At 39.2% G+C, this 18182-nt stretch carries 22 protein-coding genes; 12 read left to right on the plus strand and 10 right to left on the minus strand.

Going from position 1 to position 18182, the window contains the following annotated elements:
• Nucleotides 1-98: 98 nt before the first annotated feature.
• From rsgA to BLR27_RS03445, 3 genes are read left to right on the plus strand one after another with little or no spacing between them, the layout of a single operon-like run.
• A complete protein-coding gene (rsgA, locus tag BLR27_RS03435; protein ID WP_090699969.1) occupies nt 99-1019 on the plus strand; it encodes a ribosome small subunit-dependent GTPase A in 921 nt (306 codons plus the stop codon).
• Entirely contained in the window at nt 1016-1468 is a 453-nt protein-coding gene (gene dtd / locus BLR27_RS03440; RefSeq protein ID WP_090699972.1) for a D-aminoacyl-tRNA deacylase, read from the plus strand. The genes rsgA and dtd overlap by 4 nt, the downstream gene beginning before the upstream one ends.
• Before the next feature lie 15 nt (nt 1469-1483).
• The gene (locus tag BLR27_RS03445) at nt 1484-1810 is read left to right on the plus strand and encodes a nucleotide pyrophosphohydrolase (RefSeq protein WP_090699976.1); all 327 of its coding nucleotides are present in this window, start codon (nt 1484-1486) and stop codon (nt 1808-1810) included.
• 37 nt (nt 1811-1847) lie between these two features.
• Here the strand turns inward: BLR27_RS03445 and BLR27_RS03450 are convergent, their stop codons facing one another.
• From BLR27_RS03450 to BLR27_RS03475, 6 genes are all read right to left on the minus strand, one after another.
• The gene (locus BLR27_RS03450; RefSeq protein ID WP_090699979.1) at nt 1848-2561 is read right to left on the minus strand and encodes a 2-phosphosulfolactate phosphatase; all 714 of its coding nucleotides are present in this window, start codon (nt 2559-2561) and stop codon (nt 1848-1850) included.
• Nucleotides 2562-2581: 20 nt separating this feature from the next.
• Nucleotides 2582-3658 carry a glycine cleavage system aminomethyltransferase GcvT gene (gene gcvT / locus BLR27_RS03455; protein WP_090699983.1) on the minus strand — a complete coding sequence of 359 codons (1077 nt, stop codon included), beginning with the start codon at nt 3656-3658 and terminating at the stop codon, nt 2582-2584.
• 82 nt (nt 3659-3740) lie between these two features.
• Entirely contained in the window at nt 3741-4340 is a 600-nt protein-coding gene (locus BLR27_RS03460) for a ribonuclease HII (RefSeq protein WP_090699987.1), read from the minus strand.
• Nucleotides 4341-4392: 52 nt separating this feature from the next.
• Nucleotides 4393-5637, minus strand: a complete 1245-nt coding sequence (locus BLR27_RS03465) for a PP2C family protein-serine/threonine phosphatase (RefSeq protein ID WP_245704419.1) — start codon at nt 5635-5637, stop codon at nt 4393-4395.
• Between the two features lie 209 nt (nt 5638-5846).
• Nucleotides 5847-6980, minus strand: coding sequence for a glycosyltransferase family 2 protein (locus tag BLR27_RS03470; protein ID WP_245704420.1), 1134 nt, complete (start codon nt 6978-6980; stop codon nt 5847-5849).
• A complete protein-coding gene (locus BLR27_RS03475; protein ID WP_090699990.1) occupies nt 6961-7935 on the minus strand; it encodes a lysylphosphatidylglycerol synthase domain-containing protein in 975 nt (324 codons plus the stop codon). The genes BLR27_RS03470 and BLR27_RS03475 overlap by 20 nt, the downstream gene beginning before the upstream one ends.
• Before the next feature lie 98 nt (nt 7936-8033).
• Between BLR27_RS03475 and ruvC the strand changes: the two genes are divergently transcribed.
• Nucleotides 8034-8603, plus strand: coding sequence for a crossover junction endodeoxyribonuclease RuvC (gene ruvC, locus BLR27_RS03480; protein WP_090699996.1), 570 nt, complete (start codon nt 8034-8036; stop codon nt 8601-8603).
• Nucleotides 8604-8606: 3 nt separating this feature from the next.
• Here ruvC and BLR27_RS03485 read toward each other — a convergent pair whose 3' ends face one another.
• The 4 genes from BLR27_RS03485 to rsmA all read right to left on the minus strand — a co-directional run bounded on the left by BLR27_RS03485 (nt 8607) and on the right by rsmA (nt 11402).
• Nucleotides 8607-8999 (minus strand): HIT family protein, encoded by a 393-nt coding sequence (locus tag BLR27_RS03485; RefSeq protein ID WP_090700001.1) that lies wholly within the window; start codon nt 8997-8999, stop codon nt 8607-8609.
• 33 nt (nt 9000-9032) lie between these two features.
• Nucleotides 9033-9506: a transcription elongation factor GreA gene (gene greA, locus BLR27_RS03490; RefSeq protein WP_090700005.1), complete on the minus strand. Its 474-nt coding sequence runs from the start codon at nt 9504-9506 to the stop codon at nt 9033-9035.
• Nucleotides 9507-9675: 169 nt separating this feature from the next.
• Entirely contained in the window at nt 9676-10611 is a 936-nt protein-coding gene (locus BLR27_RS03495) for an NAD(P)-dependent oxidoreductase (RefSeq protein WP_090700010.1), read from the minus strand.
• Nucleotides 10612-10622: 11 nt separating this feature from the next.
• Nucleotides 10623-11402, minus strand: coding sequence for a 16S rRNA (adenine(1518)-N(6)/adenine(1519)-N(6))-dimethyltransferase RsmA (gene rsmA / locus BLR27_RS03500; protein WP_090700015.1), 780 nt, complete (start codon nt 11400-11402; stop codon nt 10623-10625).
• A 266-nt stretch (nt 11403-11668) separates the two neighbouring features.
• Between rsmA and pdxA the strand changes: the two genes are divergently transcribed.
• From pdxA to accC, 8 genes are all read left to right on the plus strand, one after another.
• Complete coding sequence (gene pdxA / locus BLR27_RS03505; RefSeq protein WP_090700019.1) at nt 11669-12724, plus strand: 4-hydroxythreonine-4-phosphate dehydrogenase PdxA; 1056 nt, start codon at nt 11669-11671, stop codon at nt 12722-12724.
• 101 nt (nt 12725-12825) lie between these two features.
• On the plus strand, nt 12826-13242 hold the full coding sequence (locus BLR27_RS03510) for a hypothetical protein (RefSeq protein ID WP_090700024.1): 417 nt from the start codon (nt 12826-12828) through the stop codon (nt 13240-13242).
• A gap of 141 nt (nt 13243-13383) precedes the next feature.
• Nucleotides 13384-13917: a YceD family protein gene (locus BLR27_RS03515; RefSeq protein WP_090700027.1), complete on the plus strand. Its 534-nt coding sequence runs from the start codon at nt 13384-13386 to the stop codon at nt 13915-13917.
• An 18-nt stretch (nt 13918-13935) separates the two neighbouring features.
• Nucleotides 13936-14127: a 50S ribosomal protein L32 gene (gene rpmF / locus BLR27_RS03520; protein WP_090700032.1), complete on the plus strand. Its 192-nt coding sequence runs from the start codon at nt 13936-13938 to the stop codon at nt 14125-14127.
• A 14-nt stretch (nt 14128-14141) separates the two neighbouring features.
• The gene (plsX, locus tag BLR27_RS03525; protein ID WP_090700037.1) at nt 14142-15077 is read left to right on the plus strand and encodes a phosphate acyltransferase PlsX; all 936 of its coding nucleotides are present in this window, start codon (nt 14142-14144) and stop codon (nt 15075-15077) included.
• Nucleotides 15078-15093: 16 nt separating this feature from the next.
• Nucleotides 15094-16080, plus strand: a complete 987-nt coding sequence (locus BLR27_RS03530; protein ID WP_090700041.1) for a beta-ketoacyl-ACP synthase III — start codon at nt 15094-15096, stop codon at nt 16078-16080.
• Between the two features lie 72 nt (nt 16081-16152).
• Entirely contained in the window at nt 16153-16632 is a 480-nt protein-coding gene (accB, locus tag BLR27_RS03535) for an acetyl-CoA carboxylase biotin carboxyl carrier protein (RefSeq protein WP_090700046.1), read from the plus strand.
• 101 nt (nt 16633-16733) lie between these two features.
• Nucleotides 16734-18074: an acetyl-CoA carboxylase biotin carboxylase subunit gene (gene accC, locus BLR27_RS03540; protein WP_090700050.1), complete on the plus strand. Its 1341-nt coding sequence runs from the start codon at nt 16734-16736 to the stop codon at nt 18072-18074.
• Nucleotides 18075-18182: the final 108 nt, after the last annotated feature.

Raw genomic sequence — 18182 nt, forward strand, 5'->3', positions numbered from 1 at the left:
TAATTTATTTTAAAAAAAGATTATTTCTTAATAAAACAGCAACAAATCAGGCACTTAATTACTGAATACATAATCAAGGTTTTATCTTTGCATAGCAGATGGAGGGACTAGTAATAAAATCAACAGGGAGCTGGTACGAGGTTTTAACCGACGAGGGAAAGACCATAAACTGTCGTATAAAAGGAAAATTCCGAACACTGGATATAAAAACCACAAACCCGATCGCTGTTGGCGACCGTGTACGTGTAGAACCTGAACCCGATCAGGAAACAGGACTTATTACTGCGCTCCATCCCCGAAAAAATTATATAATCCGAAAATCTGTTAACCTTTCCAAACAGGCACAGATCATTGCGGCAAATTTAGACCAGGCATTTTTAATCGTAACGCTGGCTTCTCCGCGGACCTCTCTGGGCTTTATTGACCGCTTCCTGGTCACAGCAGAGGCTTATGAAATTCCTGCCAAGCTGATTTTCAATAAACTGGACCTATTCAGTGAAGAAGGACTTGAAATTCTTGAGCAATACCAATCGATCTATGAAAATGCAGGATACCCCTGCTACAGCGTCTCAGCAATAAAAGAAACTAACCTGGATCAGATAAGAGATCTGCTAAAAGACAAGGTAACACTTGTCAGCGGACATTCGGGGGTTGGAAAATCAACTCTGATCAATGCACTATTGCCGGGAAAAGAGCTTAAAACAGGTGAGATCTCTGACTGGAGCGATAAGGGTAAACACACAACAACCTTTGCAGAAATGTTCCAATTGCCTTTCGGTGGATACCTGATCGATACTCCGGGCATTCGTGAACTTGGGGTTTTTGATATTGAAAAACAGGATCTTGGCCGTTTATTTCCGGAGATCAGAAAACTGATGGGGAATTGCCGCTTTCACAACTGCAGACATATAAATGAACCGGGATGTGCCGTTTTGGAAGCACTTGAAAAGGGTAAATTAGAATCTTCACGATATGATAGTTACCTGAGTATCTATCATGATAATGAAACCAGAGGATGAGAGCAGTAATTCAACGTGTCAGCAATGCATCCTGCAGTATTGAAGGGCTAATCAGCGGTGAGATCGCTCATGGATTTATGGTTTTGCTGGGAATTGAAGACAGCGATACCGATGAGGACCTGACCTGGCTTGCACAGAAGATTGCAAACATTCGTGTATTTTCAGACGAGAACGGATTGATGAACAAAGCGCTGGCAGACGTACAAGGGAATATCCTGCTTGTTAGCCAGTTTACGCTTTTTGCATCAACAAAAAAGGGCAACAGACCAGGTTTTACCCGCTCAGCAAGACCTGAATATGCTATTCCTTTGTATGAAAAAATGATAGTGGAATTGACTAAGATTACAGGAACAAAAATCCAAACCGGCATTTTCGGTGCAGACATGCAAATTAGTCTGGTGAATGATGGTCCGGTTACCATTTGCATCGATACCAAAGCCAGGGAATAATATAAATCAATTCTGATGACAATAGAGGAAGCACAGAAGATCGTAGATAATTGGATCAATACTACCGGTGTTCGTTATTTTAATGAGTTAACTAATACAGCTATACTTATGGAGGAAGTTGGAGAGGTTGCCAGGATCATGGCGAGAAAGTATGGTGAGCAGTCATTTAAAAAATCAGATGAAGGCCACGACCTTGGTGATGAACTCGCTGATGTATTATTTGTTTTAATCTGCCTGGCCAATCAAACCGGAACAGACCTTACTGAAGCACTCCAAAAAAATCTGGAGAAGAAAAATATCCGTGATGCCGACAGGCATAAGAATAATGAGAAGTTAAAATAATATACTTTTCAGCGTTTGATTTGCTGTAAGGCCTATATTACACCATTCTGATCAGTCGCTCTCCATCCAGAATGGGTATGCTGGATGTGATATTCAAATTAAGACAAAAAGCAATATCTTCTTCAATTCCCAGCTTCTTTAAACGTTCACTATGTGAAGTTTTTTTAAGATATAGACCCAAATCCTCTTTGGCCATATTATAAAGATCTTCTGATGCAATACCTGCATCATCGAGAGAATAATTTTCATCTTTCAGGTAATGGACAACCCCACCGGCAAAAAGCGTATCCTCCAGATTAACTTTATCCTTCCAGCCTGAGCATAAAAGTAAAACATCATTGGGCTGAGTTTTTAGCCAGTTACACAAGGAGCTAATATTTAAGAAAGAACCGATCACAATCTTATTTGCACCGCGCGACATGTTTATGGCATGTGTTCCATTGGTGGTCGTCAATACTATAGTTTTACCTCCTACCTTCTCCTTAACATAAGAAAAGGGCGAATTACCAAAATCAAATCCATCGACAACCTCTCCGTTTCGTTCAGCCGCCAACAGAAATTCGGTGTGACGATAAGATTCACATGCTTCAATTGTAGCTACCGGAATAATAGAGACCGCACCATTTTCAATACCATAACAGATGGATGAAGTGGCTCTGAAAATATCAATAACTACGACGATACTTTCGGTAAAATCATGTAAATGAAGCAGGGCAGGAGTCAGGCAAACTTCGAGATTACGTTTTTGCATTCTTTGTTCTTGGATAAAGATTATTTAAAAGGAAATTTTACTACCCTCGCTAATATTTTGTTTTCACGGATACTGATGTAAATATCAGATCCTTCTTTAGAAAATTCTGTTTTAACATAGCCCATACCTATTGCCTTTTGAAGAGAAGGAGATTGAGTACCAGAAGTTACTTTACCAATCACATTTCCATCAGCGTCAACAATCTGATAATCATGACGAGGAATGCCTCTTTCGATCATTTCAAAACCAACAAGTTTACGTTCAACACCATTTTGTTTTTGAGCAGCCAGATTTGCAGAGTTTACAAAGTTCTTGCTGAACTTCGTGATCCAGCCAAGTCCTGCTTCCAGAGGAGAGGTTGTATCATCGATATCATTTCCGTAAAGGCAGAATCCCATTTCTAATCGTAAGGTATCACGTGCAGCAAGTCCGATAGGTTTAATCCCAAAAGGCGCCCCCGCATTAAATATTTCATTCCAGATATGCTCAGAATGTTCCTTCTCGAAATACAACTCAAAACCACCAGCACCGGTATAGCCAGTTGCTGAGATCAATACGTTTTCTATTCCTGCAAATACACCCTTTTTAAAGGTGTAATATTCCATTGACGAAAGATCCACATCTGTTAAACTTTGAAGTGCTTCTATAGCTTTAGGACCCTGAACTGCAAGCAGTGAAGTCTGATCAGAGATATTTTTCATCTCTACTCCAGCTGTATTATGTTTTGAGATCCAGTCCCAGTCCTTATCAATATTTGAAGCATTGACAACCAGCATATAGGTTTTCTCATCTATCCGATAAACCAGAAGATCATCAACTATTCCACCCTGGTCATTTGGAAGACAGGAATATTGGATCTTTCCATCAAAAAGTTTAGAGGCATCATTTGAACATACACGCTGGATCAGGTCCAATGCACCTTCACCTCTCAAAATAAACTCTCCCATATGGCTAACATCAAATACACCAACCGCCTTTCGAACGGTTTCGTGTTCAATGTTTATCCCACTATATTGAACGGGCATATTAAATCCTGCAAAGGGAACCATTTTGGCACCCAGCGCTATATGAGTATCATTTAAAGCAACATTCTTCATGATCCGGAGGTTATATTTGATTGCGGCAAAAGTAATTAAAAACGATTAAAAGGCAGACTCTATTTTTTGCTTGCCTTTCAGGTCATAATGGAAGGCGAAGCTGAGGGTCGCTTATCCTGAAGGTTCTGCGGTGATAGGGCGTAAAACCAAAAGCTATTACCGCTTCTCGATGCTTAATTGTAGGGTATCCCTTATTATTTGCCCAGTCATAGTCTGGATATTCAGTCGAAAGATTAAGCATATAATCATCCCGATAGGTCTTTGCCAGAATAGACGCAGCCGCGATGGAATAATATTTACCATCCCCTTTTACCACACATTCATATGGAATATCCTGAAATGGCTTAAAGCGGTTACCGTCAATTATTACGAAGCCCGGCTGCACACTTAGCTGTTCAAGTGCCAGGTGCATCGCCTTGATTGATGCATTCAGAATATTGATCCTGTCAATCTCCAGATGATCAACCATTGAAACAGCGAAGGCCAATGCTTCCCGCTCAATTATTCTTCGCAGATCAACACGATCTTTCTCCTTCAGCTGTTTTGAATCAGTGAGGATATCATGTGAAAAATTCCTGGGAAGGATCACTGCAGCAGCAAAAACAGGCCCTGCAAGGCAGCCCCGGCCGGCCTCATCACAGCCTGCTTCAATCAACTCATCCTGTAAATAAGGTAGCAGCATGCTTAAATATCAGAAAAAAATGGTGATAAAAGCATTATTTCAAACCTGGTTTTTAAAGTACACGAATTGTCAGGATCGTTATATCATCCGAATTCATTACTGCATTATTTGCAGATTGAATATCTCTTAATATATTTTCATTCAGGCTATCAACCGGAAGATCTTTATTTTGCAACAAATGTCCAACTAACTCTTCATCAGAAATATAGACCTCTTCATTGGGGCTTTCTACAAGACCGTCTGTATAATTAAAAATAACACTTCCAGGAGTTAATATCTCTCTGCCAACACAAATACCCGGAAGTGCATCAAATGCCCCTATGATGGTAGTTCCATCTTTTAAGAACTTGACCTCCCCATCTCTTACCAAAAGCGGAGGATTATGCCCGGCATTAACATATTGCAATTCCCTGCTTGACTCATTATAAAGGCCAAGAAATAAGGTAATAAAACGCTCTCCATTTGTGTTTGAAACCACGATCTCATTCAACCGCTTTGTAACTTTTACCAGATCGCTCTCAACAGATGCCCAGGCTCTGAGGCTTGCCTGAAGATTTGCCATGAGCAAGGCCGCAGATACTCCTTTCCCAGAAGCATCGGCAATACACCATAAGAATTCATTCGGACCGGTTTTAATAAAATCAAAATAATCACCACCAATATTCTCATTTGGAAGATAAGTTGCTCCTACTTCAACTGCTCCTTTTTTAGGCAAACTCCTCGGAATAAGCATGCCCTGAACTTCAACAGCAAGTTCCATATCCCTTTGCAATCGTTCCCTCTCAACCCTTTCCTTGAATAACTTCTTATTCTCAAGGGCAACAACGATCACATTGATCAGTGTTTGAATAAAGTTAAGATCATTACTCAACAGCTGCTGACCGGTATCAAAATCTCCAATCAGAACAAAAGCAAGAAATTCATCCTTATGAAATACAGGAACAAAATATTCATATTTATTAAGCAGTGGATCTGAATTTGATTTTAGTGAAGTTATTTCCTTGAAATTATCCAAAGCCTGACAGGTTTGTTGCAGGATCTTTGCATTTTCAAATTCACCACCAAATCGGGTAGCGCAATAAAAATGCTCCCCTTCACGAATTAACAAACGAATCTTTCCAATTTTTAAATGAACATTCAGAATCAACTCAAGCATCTCAAAAAGCACCGAGGAGGCACTATTCTTATTAATTGCCTGAGTAATTTCAAGTAAAGAATTCAATTCTGCCTGACGTTTCAGGAGAAGTTGAATCAAATCACTTTCATCGTTAATAACTGAAGTTGATTTTTTTGACAATTCGTTTTGTTTGGGAAATGATTGCTTTTAAAATTACTTAAATAATGCAAATTAACAAGAAGATATTGCTTTCACATTGCGGATAGGATGTTTTTGAATGTAGGTTATGGGTAATAGGTTATCAGATACAATGATGAGAATACATTTTGAATTCAAAACTATCTCGCAATGCTCCATTTACAATTCTCTAATAGATTATTTTATAAAAATTACCTTACCAATCTCCCTTTCCACCTGTACTTCCCTGTATTCCCTGCAATACCAATATATACAAGATAGAACATGTGGATTACAGTGAGGAAAGGCTGGAACCTGAGTAGTTCCATTCTTCCTTCAAAACGGCAAACAGGAATAAGAAAGATCAATTCAGCAAGCATTTTCAGACAAATACTGCCAGCGGCCAGCAGCCAGAATATTGGATTAATAAATCCAGCCAGAGCATTCATAATGATACTAAAGTTAAAAAGCCAGATCATTACTCCCAGTACTACAATTCCTTTGTTTTTATAACTTGTACTTTTTGAGGCCCATCGCTTTCGTTGCTGAATAAATTCATCCAGGTTAGCTTTAGCATGAGTATATACCATAGCATCCATTGATTTGCAAAATCCAATTCCCCGGGGGTAAGCTGAAGCTACCTTATGCATAAACAATTCATCATCGCCTGATGCCAGATTATCAATTCCATGGAAACCTTTCAGCTCGTGAAAAACATCCCTGCGATAGGCCAGATTTGCTCCATTGCAGGTTGTTGGAGTTCCATTGCCAATTCCGGACGCACCAAGACCGATCAGAAACAAAAACTCCAGGCTTTGCATTTCCTCGAAAATATTTTTCTCTTCGAAATAGGTAACAGGAGAAGAAATCATCTTATAATCGCCTGATTCATATAAAGTAACTATCGTTTTGATCCAGGCGGAACCCATCCTGCAATCAGCATCAGTACTTATGATGAGTTCTGAATCTGATAGCTGTATTGCCTCAGTAATTGCTTTTTTCTTGTATGAATTTAGTGGCTCCTTCTCATTTAAAATGATCAGTTGTATTCTGGGATCTGTAAATGACAAGACAATCTCTGAGGTTTGGTCTGTGGAATGATCATCCACAACTATAAGCTGGAGTAAATGTGCGGGGTAATCCTGCGCGAGAATATCCTGAATGGTCTTTCTAATCTTCTCCTCCTCATTCCGAGCAGCGATCAATACACTTACAGTAGTCTTGAATTGACTATTGCCGGCATTTAAGAGACTAAGCTTCCCCCAGCCTCTTCTCAGATAAAGGATCAACCCAACATATGTTAGGGTAAGCACTGCAGTGAGGATACTAATTATTTGAACTACCAAAGAAATTGAGTTTTAATACGAAAACAGAGCCTAAAATAGCTGGAATAATTAAGTTTATCAGCCAAATAGATGCAATAGCTGCCATGATCGCTATTTCCTGATTGGTAACAAAAGCAAAAAAGTAGGTTGCGACACTTGCCCGAACCCCAATATCCAAAAGGTCGAGTGAAGGAAGTGCAGATTGAATAAAGTAAAAAACAAACAAGATCATGACCATATCAAAAACCTGAATATCAGGCACAAGAAAATGTATAATCAAAAAATATTGAGTAGTAAATATCAAATATCTTGATAAGGAATAAATCAAAATTCGTAATATATCTGAGTGTTTGTATCTTGATAAGATGATGAAAAAGTGCTTGAAACGCTTCAAAAAATTAATTTTTATGAGGAGGCCGTAAACCCATTTAATATTAAAATAAAACAATAGAAATAATGAACAAAAAACAAGGACCAGAAAGCCTAAACCAAAATCAATAAAAGAATTCAACCCGGTAAATCGTATTACAAACCATAGCAGAGCAAGTGAACCTAATACATTGGTAATCACCATTTTTCCGATCGCGCCAACACTCATAGCTATCACACCCATTATCCGTTTACGTGGAGAAAGAAAAAACACCCTGCCGCCATATTCGCCAATCCGATTCGGAGTAAATACTGCCCAGGTCAATCCGCAAAAGACAGATTCTACCGCCTTCCAGGTACTGATCTTCTCAATTCCACTCACCAAATATTTCCATTTAAGTGCCTCAATAAACCAGTTCAGGAACATTAATAAAAAAACACTGGTCATGATCATTAGGACACTTGAAATGGAAAGTGTGCTCAGCAGCGATTTAAAATTGTCTATATTCTGATTATTACTTATTTTCTGAAAAATGAACCAGAAAGCCAAACCTACAACAGCGATCTTTATTCCAATACTTAAAATCTTTTTTGTTTGGGAATTCATACTGATGCAATGTTAAGCAAAAGCCGTGCAAATTTTTATTTAGAAAATGCTTTAACTAAAAACATAAAAAAGAAGGTAAATTCTTAATATTGCTGAGGATGTTAAAAGAGAAATCAAATGAGCGGATAATTCTTGGTATTGATCCGGGAACGAGTGTTATGGGATATGGAATTGTTAAGGAGGTAAAAAGCACTGTTGATCTGATTTGCATGGGCGTAGTTAAAATGGATCACCTTGACGACCACCCTTTAAAACTTAAACATATTTTTGAGAAAACAGTCCTTCTTATTGATCAGTATAAGCCTGATTGCCTGTCAATTGAAGCTCCATTCTATGGTAAAAATATTCAGGTTATGTTGAAACTGGGACGGGCACAGGGGGTAGCAATGGCAGCGGCTTTATCCAGAAATCTTCCCATATTCGAATATTCACCCCGAAAGATTAAACAATCAATTACCGGCAATGGCAACTCATCCAAAGAACAAGTTGCTGCAATGCTTAAAACCCTGTTAAAATTTTCTGAGACGCCTGAATTTTTAGATGCAACCGATGGTTTAGCAGTTGCAGTTTGCCATTCCTTTCAAAAAATGAGCACCGCCGGAAACAAAAAAAGCTATTCCGGTTGGGATGCCTTTGCTAAGGATAATGTAAAAAGGATAAAAAAGTAAATATTAAAGCTGTTCGCGAATAGCTTCAGCGATCTCGGTTAATCTTTCCTCGGTTAAATTTAGTTTCGGGCGACTGAAGTTCATATCATCCATGGTGTTCATTGGAATAAGATGAATATGAGCATGAGGCACCTCCAAACCCATCACGGTTAAACCAATACGCTCACAAGGCATCGCTTTTTTCAAACCCACAGCTACGATCTGGGCAAACATCATCAGGCCTACATAGGTTTCACTATCCAGATCAAACAGGTAATCAACTTCCTTTTTAGGTATCACAAGAAGATGGCCCTCTGTAAGCGGGTTGATATCTAAAAATGCCAGATATTCCAGCGTCTCAGCAACTTTGTGTGCGGGTATTTCACCGGCTACTATTTTTGAGAATATTGATTCCATAATTAAATTTTTATGTCAATGAAGGAATAGGCATTACCTGGTGATCTCAATGATCTCGAACTCGATCTTCCCTGCCGGAACAGCAATTTCGGCTTTATCCCCAACGCTTTTACCTAAAAGGCCCTGTGCAATTGGTGATTTAACTGATATTCTGCCTGATTTTAAATCTGCTTCAGATTCCGACACCAGCTGATAGGTCATTGTTGCGCCATTATTGACGTTTTTGATCTTAACAATCGATAAAGCAAGAACCTTTGTTGAATCCAATTTTGATTCATCAATTAAACGGGCATTTGCCAGAACATTGGTAAGCTTTGATATTTTCGATTCATGATGCCCCTGCGCTTCCTTAGCGGCATCGTACTCTGCATTTTCAGATAAATCGCCTTTATCCCTAGCCTCAGCAATGGCCTTTGAAATCTGGGAACGGCCCTCTGTTTTTAATAAATGAAGCTCCTCTTTCAGCTTTTCTAATCCTTCACGGGTATAATAAGTTACTTCCGTCATATCTCACACTTTTTATGATTATACTTAAAAACAAACAAGACTATGTCGGCCTAAGCCAATATAGTCTTGCTCGTATCAATACGAAGATAATATTTTTGATTTCAGATTTCCAAATTTCTCTTATGAAAACCTACCTTTATCATTGAATATCACAAGAATAATCTTCTTCTCAAAAAATAGGAATGAGCGCCTTTAATTTTTGAGCAAGCACCTCAGAGATCTTACGATAAGATTCATAGGTCCAGCCAGCAACATGCGGACTTAAAATTACTTTATTACTTTCTTTCAGCTCTTCAAACCATTCCTGTTCAGCCAACGCCGGAAATTTTTCAACCTCCAGAACATCTAATCCTGCTGCGGATATTTTTCCAATGCGCAATCCATTTAAAACTGCTCTGGTATTGACCACCTCTCCCCTTGATGCATTCAGGAGTACGATCCGTTTTTTAAAATGAAAAAGGTATTCATCATTAAAAAGCTGCCTGGTCTCGGGGGTAAGAGGGATGTGAAAACTCAGGATATCTGCTTCTTTTACAACTTGTTCCATACTAACCTCTTGCGCAAAAGCGTCTGTAAATCCGGTTTTATATTTATCATAGGCAATAACCTTAACCTCAAAACCGGATAATTTACGAGCCAGCATCTGTCCTGTATTTCCATATCCAATGATGGCAACAGTTTTTCCTTTAAGCTCCCAGCCTCTGTTTCCTTCCCTGTTCCATATTCCATGACGAACTTCATCATCTGCAATATTGAGATTGTTTAAGAGAGAAAGGAGCATTCCGATTACATGCTCTGCCACTGCATCACGGTTACCTTCAGGTCCATTAATGCATTTAATGCCTTTTGAACGTGCATATTCTTCATCCACATTATCCATACCAGCACCTGCACGAGCGATAACTTTCAGATTACTTCCTGCATCGATCAGCTCCCTGTCGATCTGAAATTTGGTGCGAATAGCTATACCTGCGTATTCAGCAAGTATCAAAATGGTTTCCTCCCGACTGATCAAGGGTCTGTCATCACATTCAAAGCCCATTTTCTCAACTTCTTCTTTAAAAGCAGGATGCAAATGATCTGCGATAAGTATCTTTTTATTCATGTCGCTAAAAGCTATCTGGTCGAACTGATCAGGTTTGTCAGTTTTACAAAATCATCCACACCGAGTCGCTCCGCCCTGAGATCGAGCATAGGATCATCGCCCATATTTTCCTTGTTGAAAATAGAGGACAATGCATTTCTCAGGGTTTTTCTGCGCTGATTGAAGCCTGCTTTAACCACTTGCCAGAATAGCTTTTCGTCACAATCAAGCTTTGAAACTTCATTTCTTGTTAACCGAATAACTGCCGAGTTTACTTTTGGCGGAGGGTTAAATACTCCGGGTTTTACAGAGAATAAATATTCCACCTTATAATATGCCTGTAGAAAAACACTTAGAATACCATATTCCTTACTTCCGGGTTTTTCAGCACATCGCTGTGCGACTTCCTTTTGAAACATCCCCACCACTTCAACTACCTGATCGCGGTTATCCAGAACTTTAAAAAGGATCTGAGAGGAGATATTATAAGGGAAATTTCCAATCACCCCCAGCTTTCCGGGAAAGATATCCTTAAAATTCAATTGCAAAAAATCAGCATTGATGAGCCTGTCGCCAACATCCGGATATTTTTTATGAAGGTATTGAAAAGACTCGGTATCAATATCGATCATAAAGGTTTCGAGCTCATTTTTACGCAACAGAAAATCGGAAAGAACTCCCATACCCGGCCCTACCTCCAGTACCTGACTATACTTATCAGTTGATTGAAGACTGTTAACGATCTTTTCAGCGATATTTTTATCTGTTAAAAAGTGTTGTCCGAGATGTTTCTTTGCTTTTACTAAACTCATTGATGGAGTATTTGGCGCAATTTACAGAAAAATGAGGTTAAAGGAATTAGCAAATGAGATAATGAGCAAATTAGGGAATGGCAAATGATTTCTATTCTGGCAGTATACTTTTCCCAATGAATTGAGATCTCTCAAAACTTAATACTTATAACGTACAACTTATAACTTCCTACTTAATTGCATAATGAGATTAAAGTCTTTATTTTGCGTTAATTATTTATAACCTTAATAAAAAGGCATTATTGATAATTTAATTGATAGCAGGGATGAGCGATAAAATTAAAATTGGAATATCTATTGGTGATGTAAATGGTATTGGATTAGAGGTGATAATCAAAACTCTGATGGATACCAAAATCATGGATTATTGTACGCCTATTGTTTACGGACATACAAAAGTTGCATCGTTTCACCGTAAAACAATGGATATTAATGAGTTTAATTTCAATGTGATCAGTGATACAAGTGAAGCACATGATAAACGCCCGAACATGATCAATTGCTGGGAGGAAGATGTTCGGATCGAACTCGGACAGACCAATGCCACCGGGGGTAAATATGCATTTATATCTTTAGAAAGAGCTTTAGATGACCTTATCGCTGGTAAAACAGACGCACTTGTTACCGCTCCTATCAATAAACATAATATTCAAAACGAAAACTTTCAGTTTGCAGGCCATACAGAATATATACAGGCTAAAACCAATTCGGAAGACTCGCTGATGTTCCTTGTGAGTGAAGATATCCGGGTTGGAGTAGTCACCGGACATATTCCGGTCAGTGAAATTCCTGAGAAGATCACCAAAGAAAAGATCCTTTCCAAACTCAACCTGATGAATCAGAGCCTTAAAAAGGATTTCTGGATCCAAAAGCCAAAAATTGCAGTTTTAGGATTAAATCCTCATGCTGGAGATAACGGACTGATAGGCAATGAGGAACTTGAAACCATAATTCCGGCTATTACGGAGGCAAATGCACAGGGCATATTTGCCTTTGGGCCCTATGCTGCCGACGGCTTCTTTGCCGCACATACCTATGCTCAATTTGATGCCGTATTGGCCATGTATCATGATCAGGGTTTAATACCCTTCAAACAGATCGCCTTCCACAATGGAGTGAACTTTACAGCCGGCTTACCGGTAGTAAGAACCTCCCCCGACCATGGAACCGGATATGATATTGCAGGCAAGAACATTGCATCTGCAAGTTCATTCAGGGAAGCACTTTTTACTGCGATCAATATCGTTGAACGACGCAGAGAAAGCGCAGAACTAACATCCAATCCATTAAAACTCAGCAAATTTTCTAAAGACCGGGATTAATATTTCTAAAAATCCCTGATATAGTTTGAAAAAAGGCCGAAAGCCATAGGCTTCGCTTTGATTTCCATTTCATTGAATTTAATAAAACAAGAGATATCCATATGAAAAACGGAAAAATAGTTGTCAGGATGTCTAAAAGCAGCGGCATTTATAATAAGGCTAATAAATACCTTTTAAAATTTGCCGGGGAAGAAGATTTTACAATGAATTACTTGAACAACAGAGTGGAATACGATGTTTTTCCCGGAAAACATGTTGTTGAAGTAGGAAATGGAGACACAGGTCAAATGAAAGAGATAGAAGTGAAGCAGGGTGAATCGAAGATCATAACTATCAATCCAAGTGCCACCTATAAACTGGGGCTGGGAATCATGATCGGTTTTGCAGCAGTGGGAATAATTATACCTATACTAATACTAAAGAAATTTTCAATACTGATGTTAATACCACTGATACCACTGGGCTTCTTCAGGAAAACGCAGTTTAAAGATAGTTTTGCTTTAACATGTAATGAATAAGGCACAAGCCCTAAGAAATTCAATAATTTACGTCCCATGGGGATAAAAACTAAACAAAGGCTGGTCGACAAGCATTCATTTTAAAAAAACTGTTCCCAACTAAATAAATTTTTCTAAATTTGCAGGCTCAATTGGCGTGCTTTGAAATCATTACAAGAATATAGCATTCCGTTTACCGGATTAAAGCCTGGGATTCATCAGTTTGAATTTGGGGTGGAAGATTCCTTTTTTAAGGAGTTTGAATACTCCCTGGTAAAAAGCGGAAAACTCAAGGTTGACCTTGATCTGGAGAAGCAGGAAACAATGATGATCCTGCATTTTCATATCTATGGTGGAATAAAATTGGGATGCGATGTTTGTCTGGCAGACTACCCTTATCAGGTAGATTTTAAGGAGAGGCAAATTGCAAAATTAAATGGAAATGAAGATCTGGAGGATGATACCGAAGAGATCGTTGTTTTAAAGCGAAGTGAAACTGAGATCAATGTAGCTACTCTGATCTATGAATTTATCAACTTGGCGGTGCCTTATATCACCCGCTGTGAAGATGAAGGAAATACAGAATGGTGTGATCGTGAAATGATTGCAAAACTGGAGCAGCTTGCACCAGGACCAAAAGAAGAAATTGAAGATGCTGACCCAAGATGGGAAGCATTAAAGAACATAAAAAAGTAAATTAATACATAGGAACAAATGGCACATCCAAAACGGAAAATATCCAAATCAAGAAGAGATAAAAGAAGAACACACTACAAAGCAGAAGCTCCGGGTTTAACTACCTGCCAGACTACTGGTGCCGTTCATTTACCTCACCGTGCATATACAGTTGATGGCAACTTGTATTATAACGGAAAAATGGTGATTGAAAACACTTCTATTGCCTAAGTTACCTTTCTAAGATGAAGATCGGCTTAGATATAATGGGTGGAGATTTTGCTCCCAAAGCGGCAGTTTTGGGTGCAATTGCAGCTCAAAAAGCCTTATCAGCAGACCAGAAAATAGTTCTTTTTGGTGATAAAGCTCAAGCCTTACCATTTCTTACTGAAGAGGGCGTAAGTCCGGATGATTTCGAGTTTGTTCATACCACAGAAATGATAGGTATGGGAGAACACGGAACAAAATCTGTACTTCAAAAGCCTAATTCAAGCATCAGCCTGGGTTTCCAGTATCTGAAAGATGGTAAAATAGATTCATTTGCTTCTGCAGGAAATACCGGCGCTATGCTGGTTGGTGCTATTTTCAGCGTAAAACCTGTTCCCGGCGTTATCCGTCCGGCAGTTGCAACGAATGTTCCTAAATTAAAATCCGGCTTTGGAATCATGCTGGATGTAGGTGCTAATGCCGACTGTAAGCCTGAAGTTCTGGCCCAGTTTGGTATGTTAGGCAGTTTATATGCGGAACATGTTTACCACATTCAGAATCCCAAAGTGGGATTGATGAATCTGGGTGAAGAGGAAGAAAAGGGTAATGTACTTACTCAATCCACATTCCCACTCTTACAAAAATCTGACATCAATTTCATCGGCAATATTGAAGGCCGGGATCTGTTCAATGACAAAGCAGACGTCATTGTCTGTGATGGATTTACAGGTAATGTCATGTTAAAATTAGCCGAAACTTTCTATATCCTCACACTAAAAAAAGGATTTAAAGACGAATTCTTTGACCGTTTCAATTATGAACAATATGGAGGCAGCCCTATTTTAGGGGTTAATGCACCTGTTCTGATTGGCCACGGTATCTCCAGTCCGGAAGCAATTAAAAATATGGTACTTTTATCCCGAACGATGGTTGAAACCCAGTTTGTTGATAAAATCAAAGAAGCTTTTAAATAATTAGTTCCAATTTATCATGTCTAAAGTTCACGCTGCAATAACAGCCGTAAATGCCTACGTTCCTGAATATATTTTAACGAATAAGGAACTGGAAGGAATGGTTGAAACCAACGATGAGTGGATAGTAAGCCGTACAGGTATTAAAGAACGCAGGATCCTGAAAGGGAATCTGGGCACATCAGATATGGCAGTTTATGCTGTTGATGGCTTGCTTAAAAAACGCGGAATCAGTGCAGAAGAGATCGATCTGATCATTTTCTGTACTACTACACCGGATATGGTGTTTCCTGCTTCCGCAAATCTTCTTGCTAATAAGATCGGCGCTGTTAATGCATGGGGATATGATCTGAATGCTGCCTGTTCAGGTTTCTTATTCGGTTTAGCCACAGGATCTCAGTTCATTGAAACCGGAAAACATCAGAAAGTTCTGGTAGTTGGCGGCGATAAAATGTCATCCATCATCAATTATAAAGACCGGACAAGCTGTATCATATTCGGAGATGGTTGTGGTGCTGTTTTACTTGAGCCAAATACCGAAGGTTACGGAGTGATTGATTCTATCCTGAAAAGTGATGGTTCGGGCGGTCCGTATTTATGTCAGAAAGCAGGAGGATCATTAAGACCCGCCAGCCATGAAACTGTAGATAATGATGAGCATTTCCTTTATCAGGAAGGACAAGCAGTGTTTAAATTTGCTGTAACCAATATGGCCGATGTAGCAGCTGAGATCATGGACAGAAACAATCTTACTTCTGATAATGTAGATTGGCTGGTTCCTCATCAGGCAAATAAACGAATCATTGATGCTACCAGCAACCGCTGCGGAATAGACTCTGAAAAGGTGATGATCAATATCGAAAAATACGGCAACACCACAAATGGAACAATACCATTGTGTTTATGGGAATGGGAAAGCAAACTAAAAAAAGGGGACAATCTGGTATTAGCTGCCTTTGGAGGCGGATTTACCTGGGGTTCCTTATATCTTAAGTGGGCTTACTAAAAAAACCAGAAGCATTTCTTAATATTTTTATTATAATTATAGAATAAAATCCAAAAACCTAAACTAAACAAAATGGATATTAAACAAATTCAGGAACTTATAAAATTTGTTTCCAGATCTGGAGTAAATGAAGTTTCTATTGAACAGAAAGAGTTTAAAATTACCATAAAAACCAATCAGCCACCAACTTATGTAACAGGTGTACCGGCCCAAGCCGCACCTCAATTACAGGCAGCCCCTGCTGCAGTTGCAACAGTAACAAGCGTTGCAGAGCCCGTAGTTGCGGCACCAGCAAAAGAAGATACATCTACTTACCTGACCATAAAATCACCTATGATCGGTACATTCTACCGTTCTTCTAGTCCGGATAAACCATTATTTGTGAATGTAGGCGATGAGGTAAAAGCAGGACAGGTGGTATGTATCATTGAAGCAATGAAGCTTTTCAACGAGATCGAATCTGAAATTTCAGGTCGTATTGTTAAAATTCTGGTTGACAATGCAAGTCCGGTGGAATATGACCAGCCTTTATTTTTGGTTGAGCCTATTTAATTTGAAGATCAGCAATTTGAGATTTACAGGTTAAGGTAATTGTACCTGGTCCCTGTCAGATCTTCATTTTTCCAATCCTCAAATTTTCAAAAGAAAAAACTATGTTTAAAAAAATACTAATTGCAAATCGTGGTGAAATAGCTCTTCGGATCATCCGTACCTGTAAGGAAATGGGAGTAAAGACCGTAGCTGTTTATTCAACTGCAGATCGCGATAGTTTACATGTTCGTTTTGCAGATGAGGCTGTTTGTATCGGGCCACCTGCAAGTAAGGATTCATACCTGAGCATCCCTAATATTATTTCAGCAGCCGAGTTAACCAATGCAGACGCCATCCACCCGGGTTACGGCTTCTTATCTGAGAATGCTAAATTTTCGGCCATCTGTAATGAGTATGGGATCAAATTCATCGGAGCAACTGCTGATCAGATCAATGGGATGGGCGATAAAGCATCCGCAAAGGAAACTATGAAACTGGCTGGCGTACCAACGATCCCAGGATCTGAGGGACTTTTAACAGATGTTAAAGAAGGAATTAAAATAGCCAACGAAATAGGATATCCTGTAATACTGAAAGCAACAGCCGGTGGCGGAGGCCGCGGAATGCGTATCGTATGGAAGGATGGAGAATTTGAACCGGCATGGGATTCAGCACGTCAGGAATCAGCGGCAGCATTTGGAAATGACGGACTTTATCTTGAGAAATACGTTGAAGATCCACGCCATATTGAAATACAGGTAATTGGAGATCAATATGGCAAAGTTTGCCATTTATCAGAACGTGATTGCTCTATACAAAGACGCCATCAGAAACTGGTTGAAGAATCTCCTTCTCCATTCATGACACCTGAACTCAGAGAGAAAATGGGTGAAGCTGCTATTAAAGGAGCGATGGCTGTAAACTATGAAGGAGCCGGAACGGTAGAATTTTTGGTCGATAAGCACCGCAATTTCTATTTCATGGAAATGAATACCCGCATACAGGTGGAACATCCTGTTACTGAAGAGGTTATAAACTTCGACCTGATCAAAGAGCAGATCAAAGTAGCTTCAGGAATTCCAATTTCAGGAAAGAATTATATTCCTGAGATGCATGCGATCGAATGCCGTATCAATGCGGAAGATCCGTTTAACAATTTCAGGCCATCACCTGGATTGATCACCAATTTCCATTCACCGGGCGGTCACGGAGTACGTGTTGATACTCATGTGTATGCTGGATATCATATCCCACCAAATTACGATTCAATGATCGCTAAACTGATATGTGTTGCACAAACACGTGAAGAAGCAATTTGTACCATGGAGCGTTCTTTGAGTGAGTTTGTGATCGAAGGTGTAAAGACTACCATTCCTTTTCATTTACGATTGATGAAAGACCCTAATTTCCGTGCAGGAAATTTTACAACCAAGTTTATGGAGAGTTTTGACCTCAGTGAATAACATGCACATTATATGCTGGTTAACAGCAAATGCCGGTCAAATTCGTATATTTTGGAGCTGATTGTCACAATTAAATTGATGCTTATTAAATATCTGCCAAATACCATT

The sequence above is a fragment of the Daejeonella rubra genome (genome assembly GCF_900103545.1).
GTDB classification, from domain to species: Bacteria; Bacteroidota; Bacteroidia; order Sphingobacteriales; family Sphingobacteriaceae; genus Daejeonella; species Daejeonella rubra.

Excerpts from the sequence above, each read along its gene's own strand:
- rsgA (WP_090699969.1), top strand. The coding sequence starts at position 99 with ATGGAGGGACTAGTAATAAAATCAACAGGGAGCTGGTACGAGGTTTTA.
- dtd (WP_090699972.1), top strand. The coding sequence starts at position 1,016 with ATGAGAGCAGTAATTCAACGTGTCAGCAATGCATCCTGCAGTATTGAA.
- BLR27_RS03445 (WP_090699976.1), top strand. The coding sequence starts at position 1,484 with ATGACAATAGAGGAAGCACAGAAGATCGTAGATAATTGGATCAATACT.
- BLR27_RS03450 (WP_090699979.1), bottom strand. The coding sequence starts at position 2,561 with ATGCAAAAACGTAATCTCGAAGTTTGCCTGACTCCTGCCCTGCTTCAT.
- gcvT (WP_090699983.1), bottom strand. The coding sequence starts at position 3,658 with ATGAAGAATGTTGCTTTAAATGATACTCATATAGCGCTGGGTGCCAAA.
- BLR27_RS03460 (WP_090699987.1), bottom strand. The coding sequence starts at position 4,340 with ATGCTGCTACCTTATTTACAGGATGAGTTGATTGAAGCAGGCTGTGAT.
- BLR27_RS03475 (WP_090699990.1), bottom strand. The coding sequence starts at position 7,935 with ATGAATTCCCAAACAAAAAAGATTTTAAGTATTGGAATAAAGATCGCT.
- ruvC (WP_090699996.1), top strand. The coding sequence starts at position 8,034 with ATGTTAAAAGAGAAATCAAATGAGCGGATAATTCTTGGTATTGATCCG.
- BLR27_RS03485 (WP_090700001.1), bottom strand. The coding sequence starts at position 8,999 with ATGGAATCAATATTCTCAAAAATAGTAGCCGGTGAAATACCCGCACAC.
- greA (WP_090700005.1), bottom strand. The coding sequence starts at position 9,506 with ATGACGGAAGTAACTTATTATACCCGTGAAGGATTAGAAAAGCTGAAA.
- BLR27_RS03495 (WP_090700010.1), bottom strand. The coding sequence starts at position 10,611 with ATGAATAAAAAGATACTTATCGCAGATCATTTGCATCCTGCTTTTAAA.
- rsmA (WP_090700015.1), bottom strand. The coding sequence starts at position 11,402 with ATGAGTTTAGTAAAAGCAAAGAAACATCTCGGACAACACTTTTTAACA.
- pdxA (WP_090700019.1), top strand. The coding sequence starts at position 11,669 with ATGAGCGATAAAATTAAAATTGGAATATCTATTGGTGATGTAAATGGT.
- BLR27_RS03510 (WP_090700024.1), top strand. The coding sequence starts at position 12,826 with ATGAAAAACGGAAAAATAGTTGTCAGGATGTCTAAAAGCAGCGGCATT.
- rpmF (WP_090700032.1), top strand. The coding sequence starts at position 13,936 with ATGGCACATCCAAAACGGAAAATATCCAAATCAAGAAGAGATAAAAGA.
- plsX (WP_090700037.1), top strand. The coding sequence starts at position 14,142 with ATGAAGATCGGCTTAGATATAATGGGTGGAGATTTTGCTCCCAAAGCG.
- BLR27_RS03530 (WP_090700041.1), top strand. The coding sequence starts at position 15,094 with ATGTCTAAAGTTCACGCTGCAATAACAGCCGTAAATGCCTACGTTCCT.
- accB (WP_090700046.1), top strand. The coding sequence starts at position 16,153 with ATGGATATTAAACAAATTCAGGAACTTATAAAATTTGTTTCCAGATCT.
- accC (WP_090700050.1), top strand. The coding sequence starts at position 16,734 with ATGTTTAAAAAAATACTAATTGCAAATCGTGGTGAAATAGCTCTTCGG.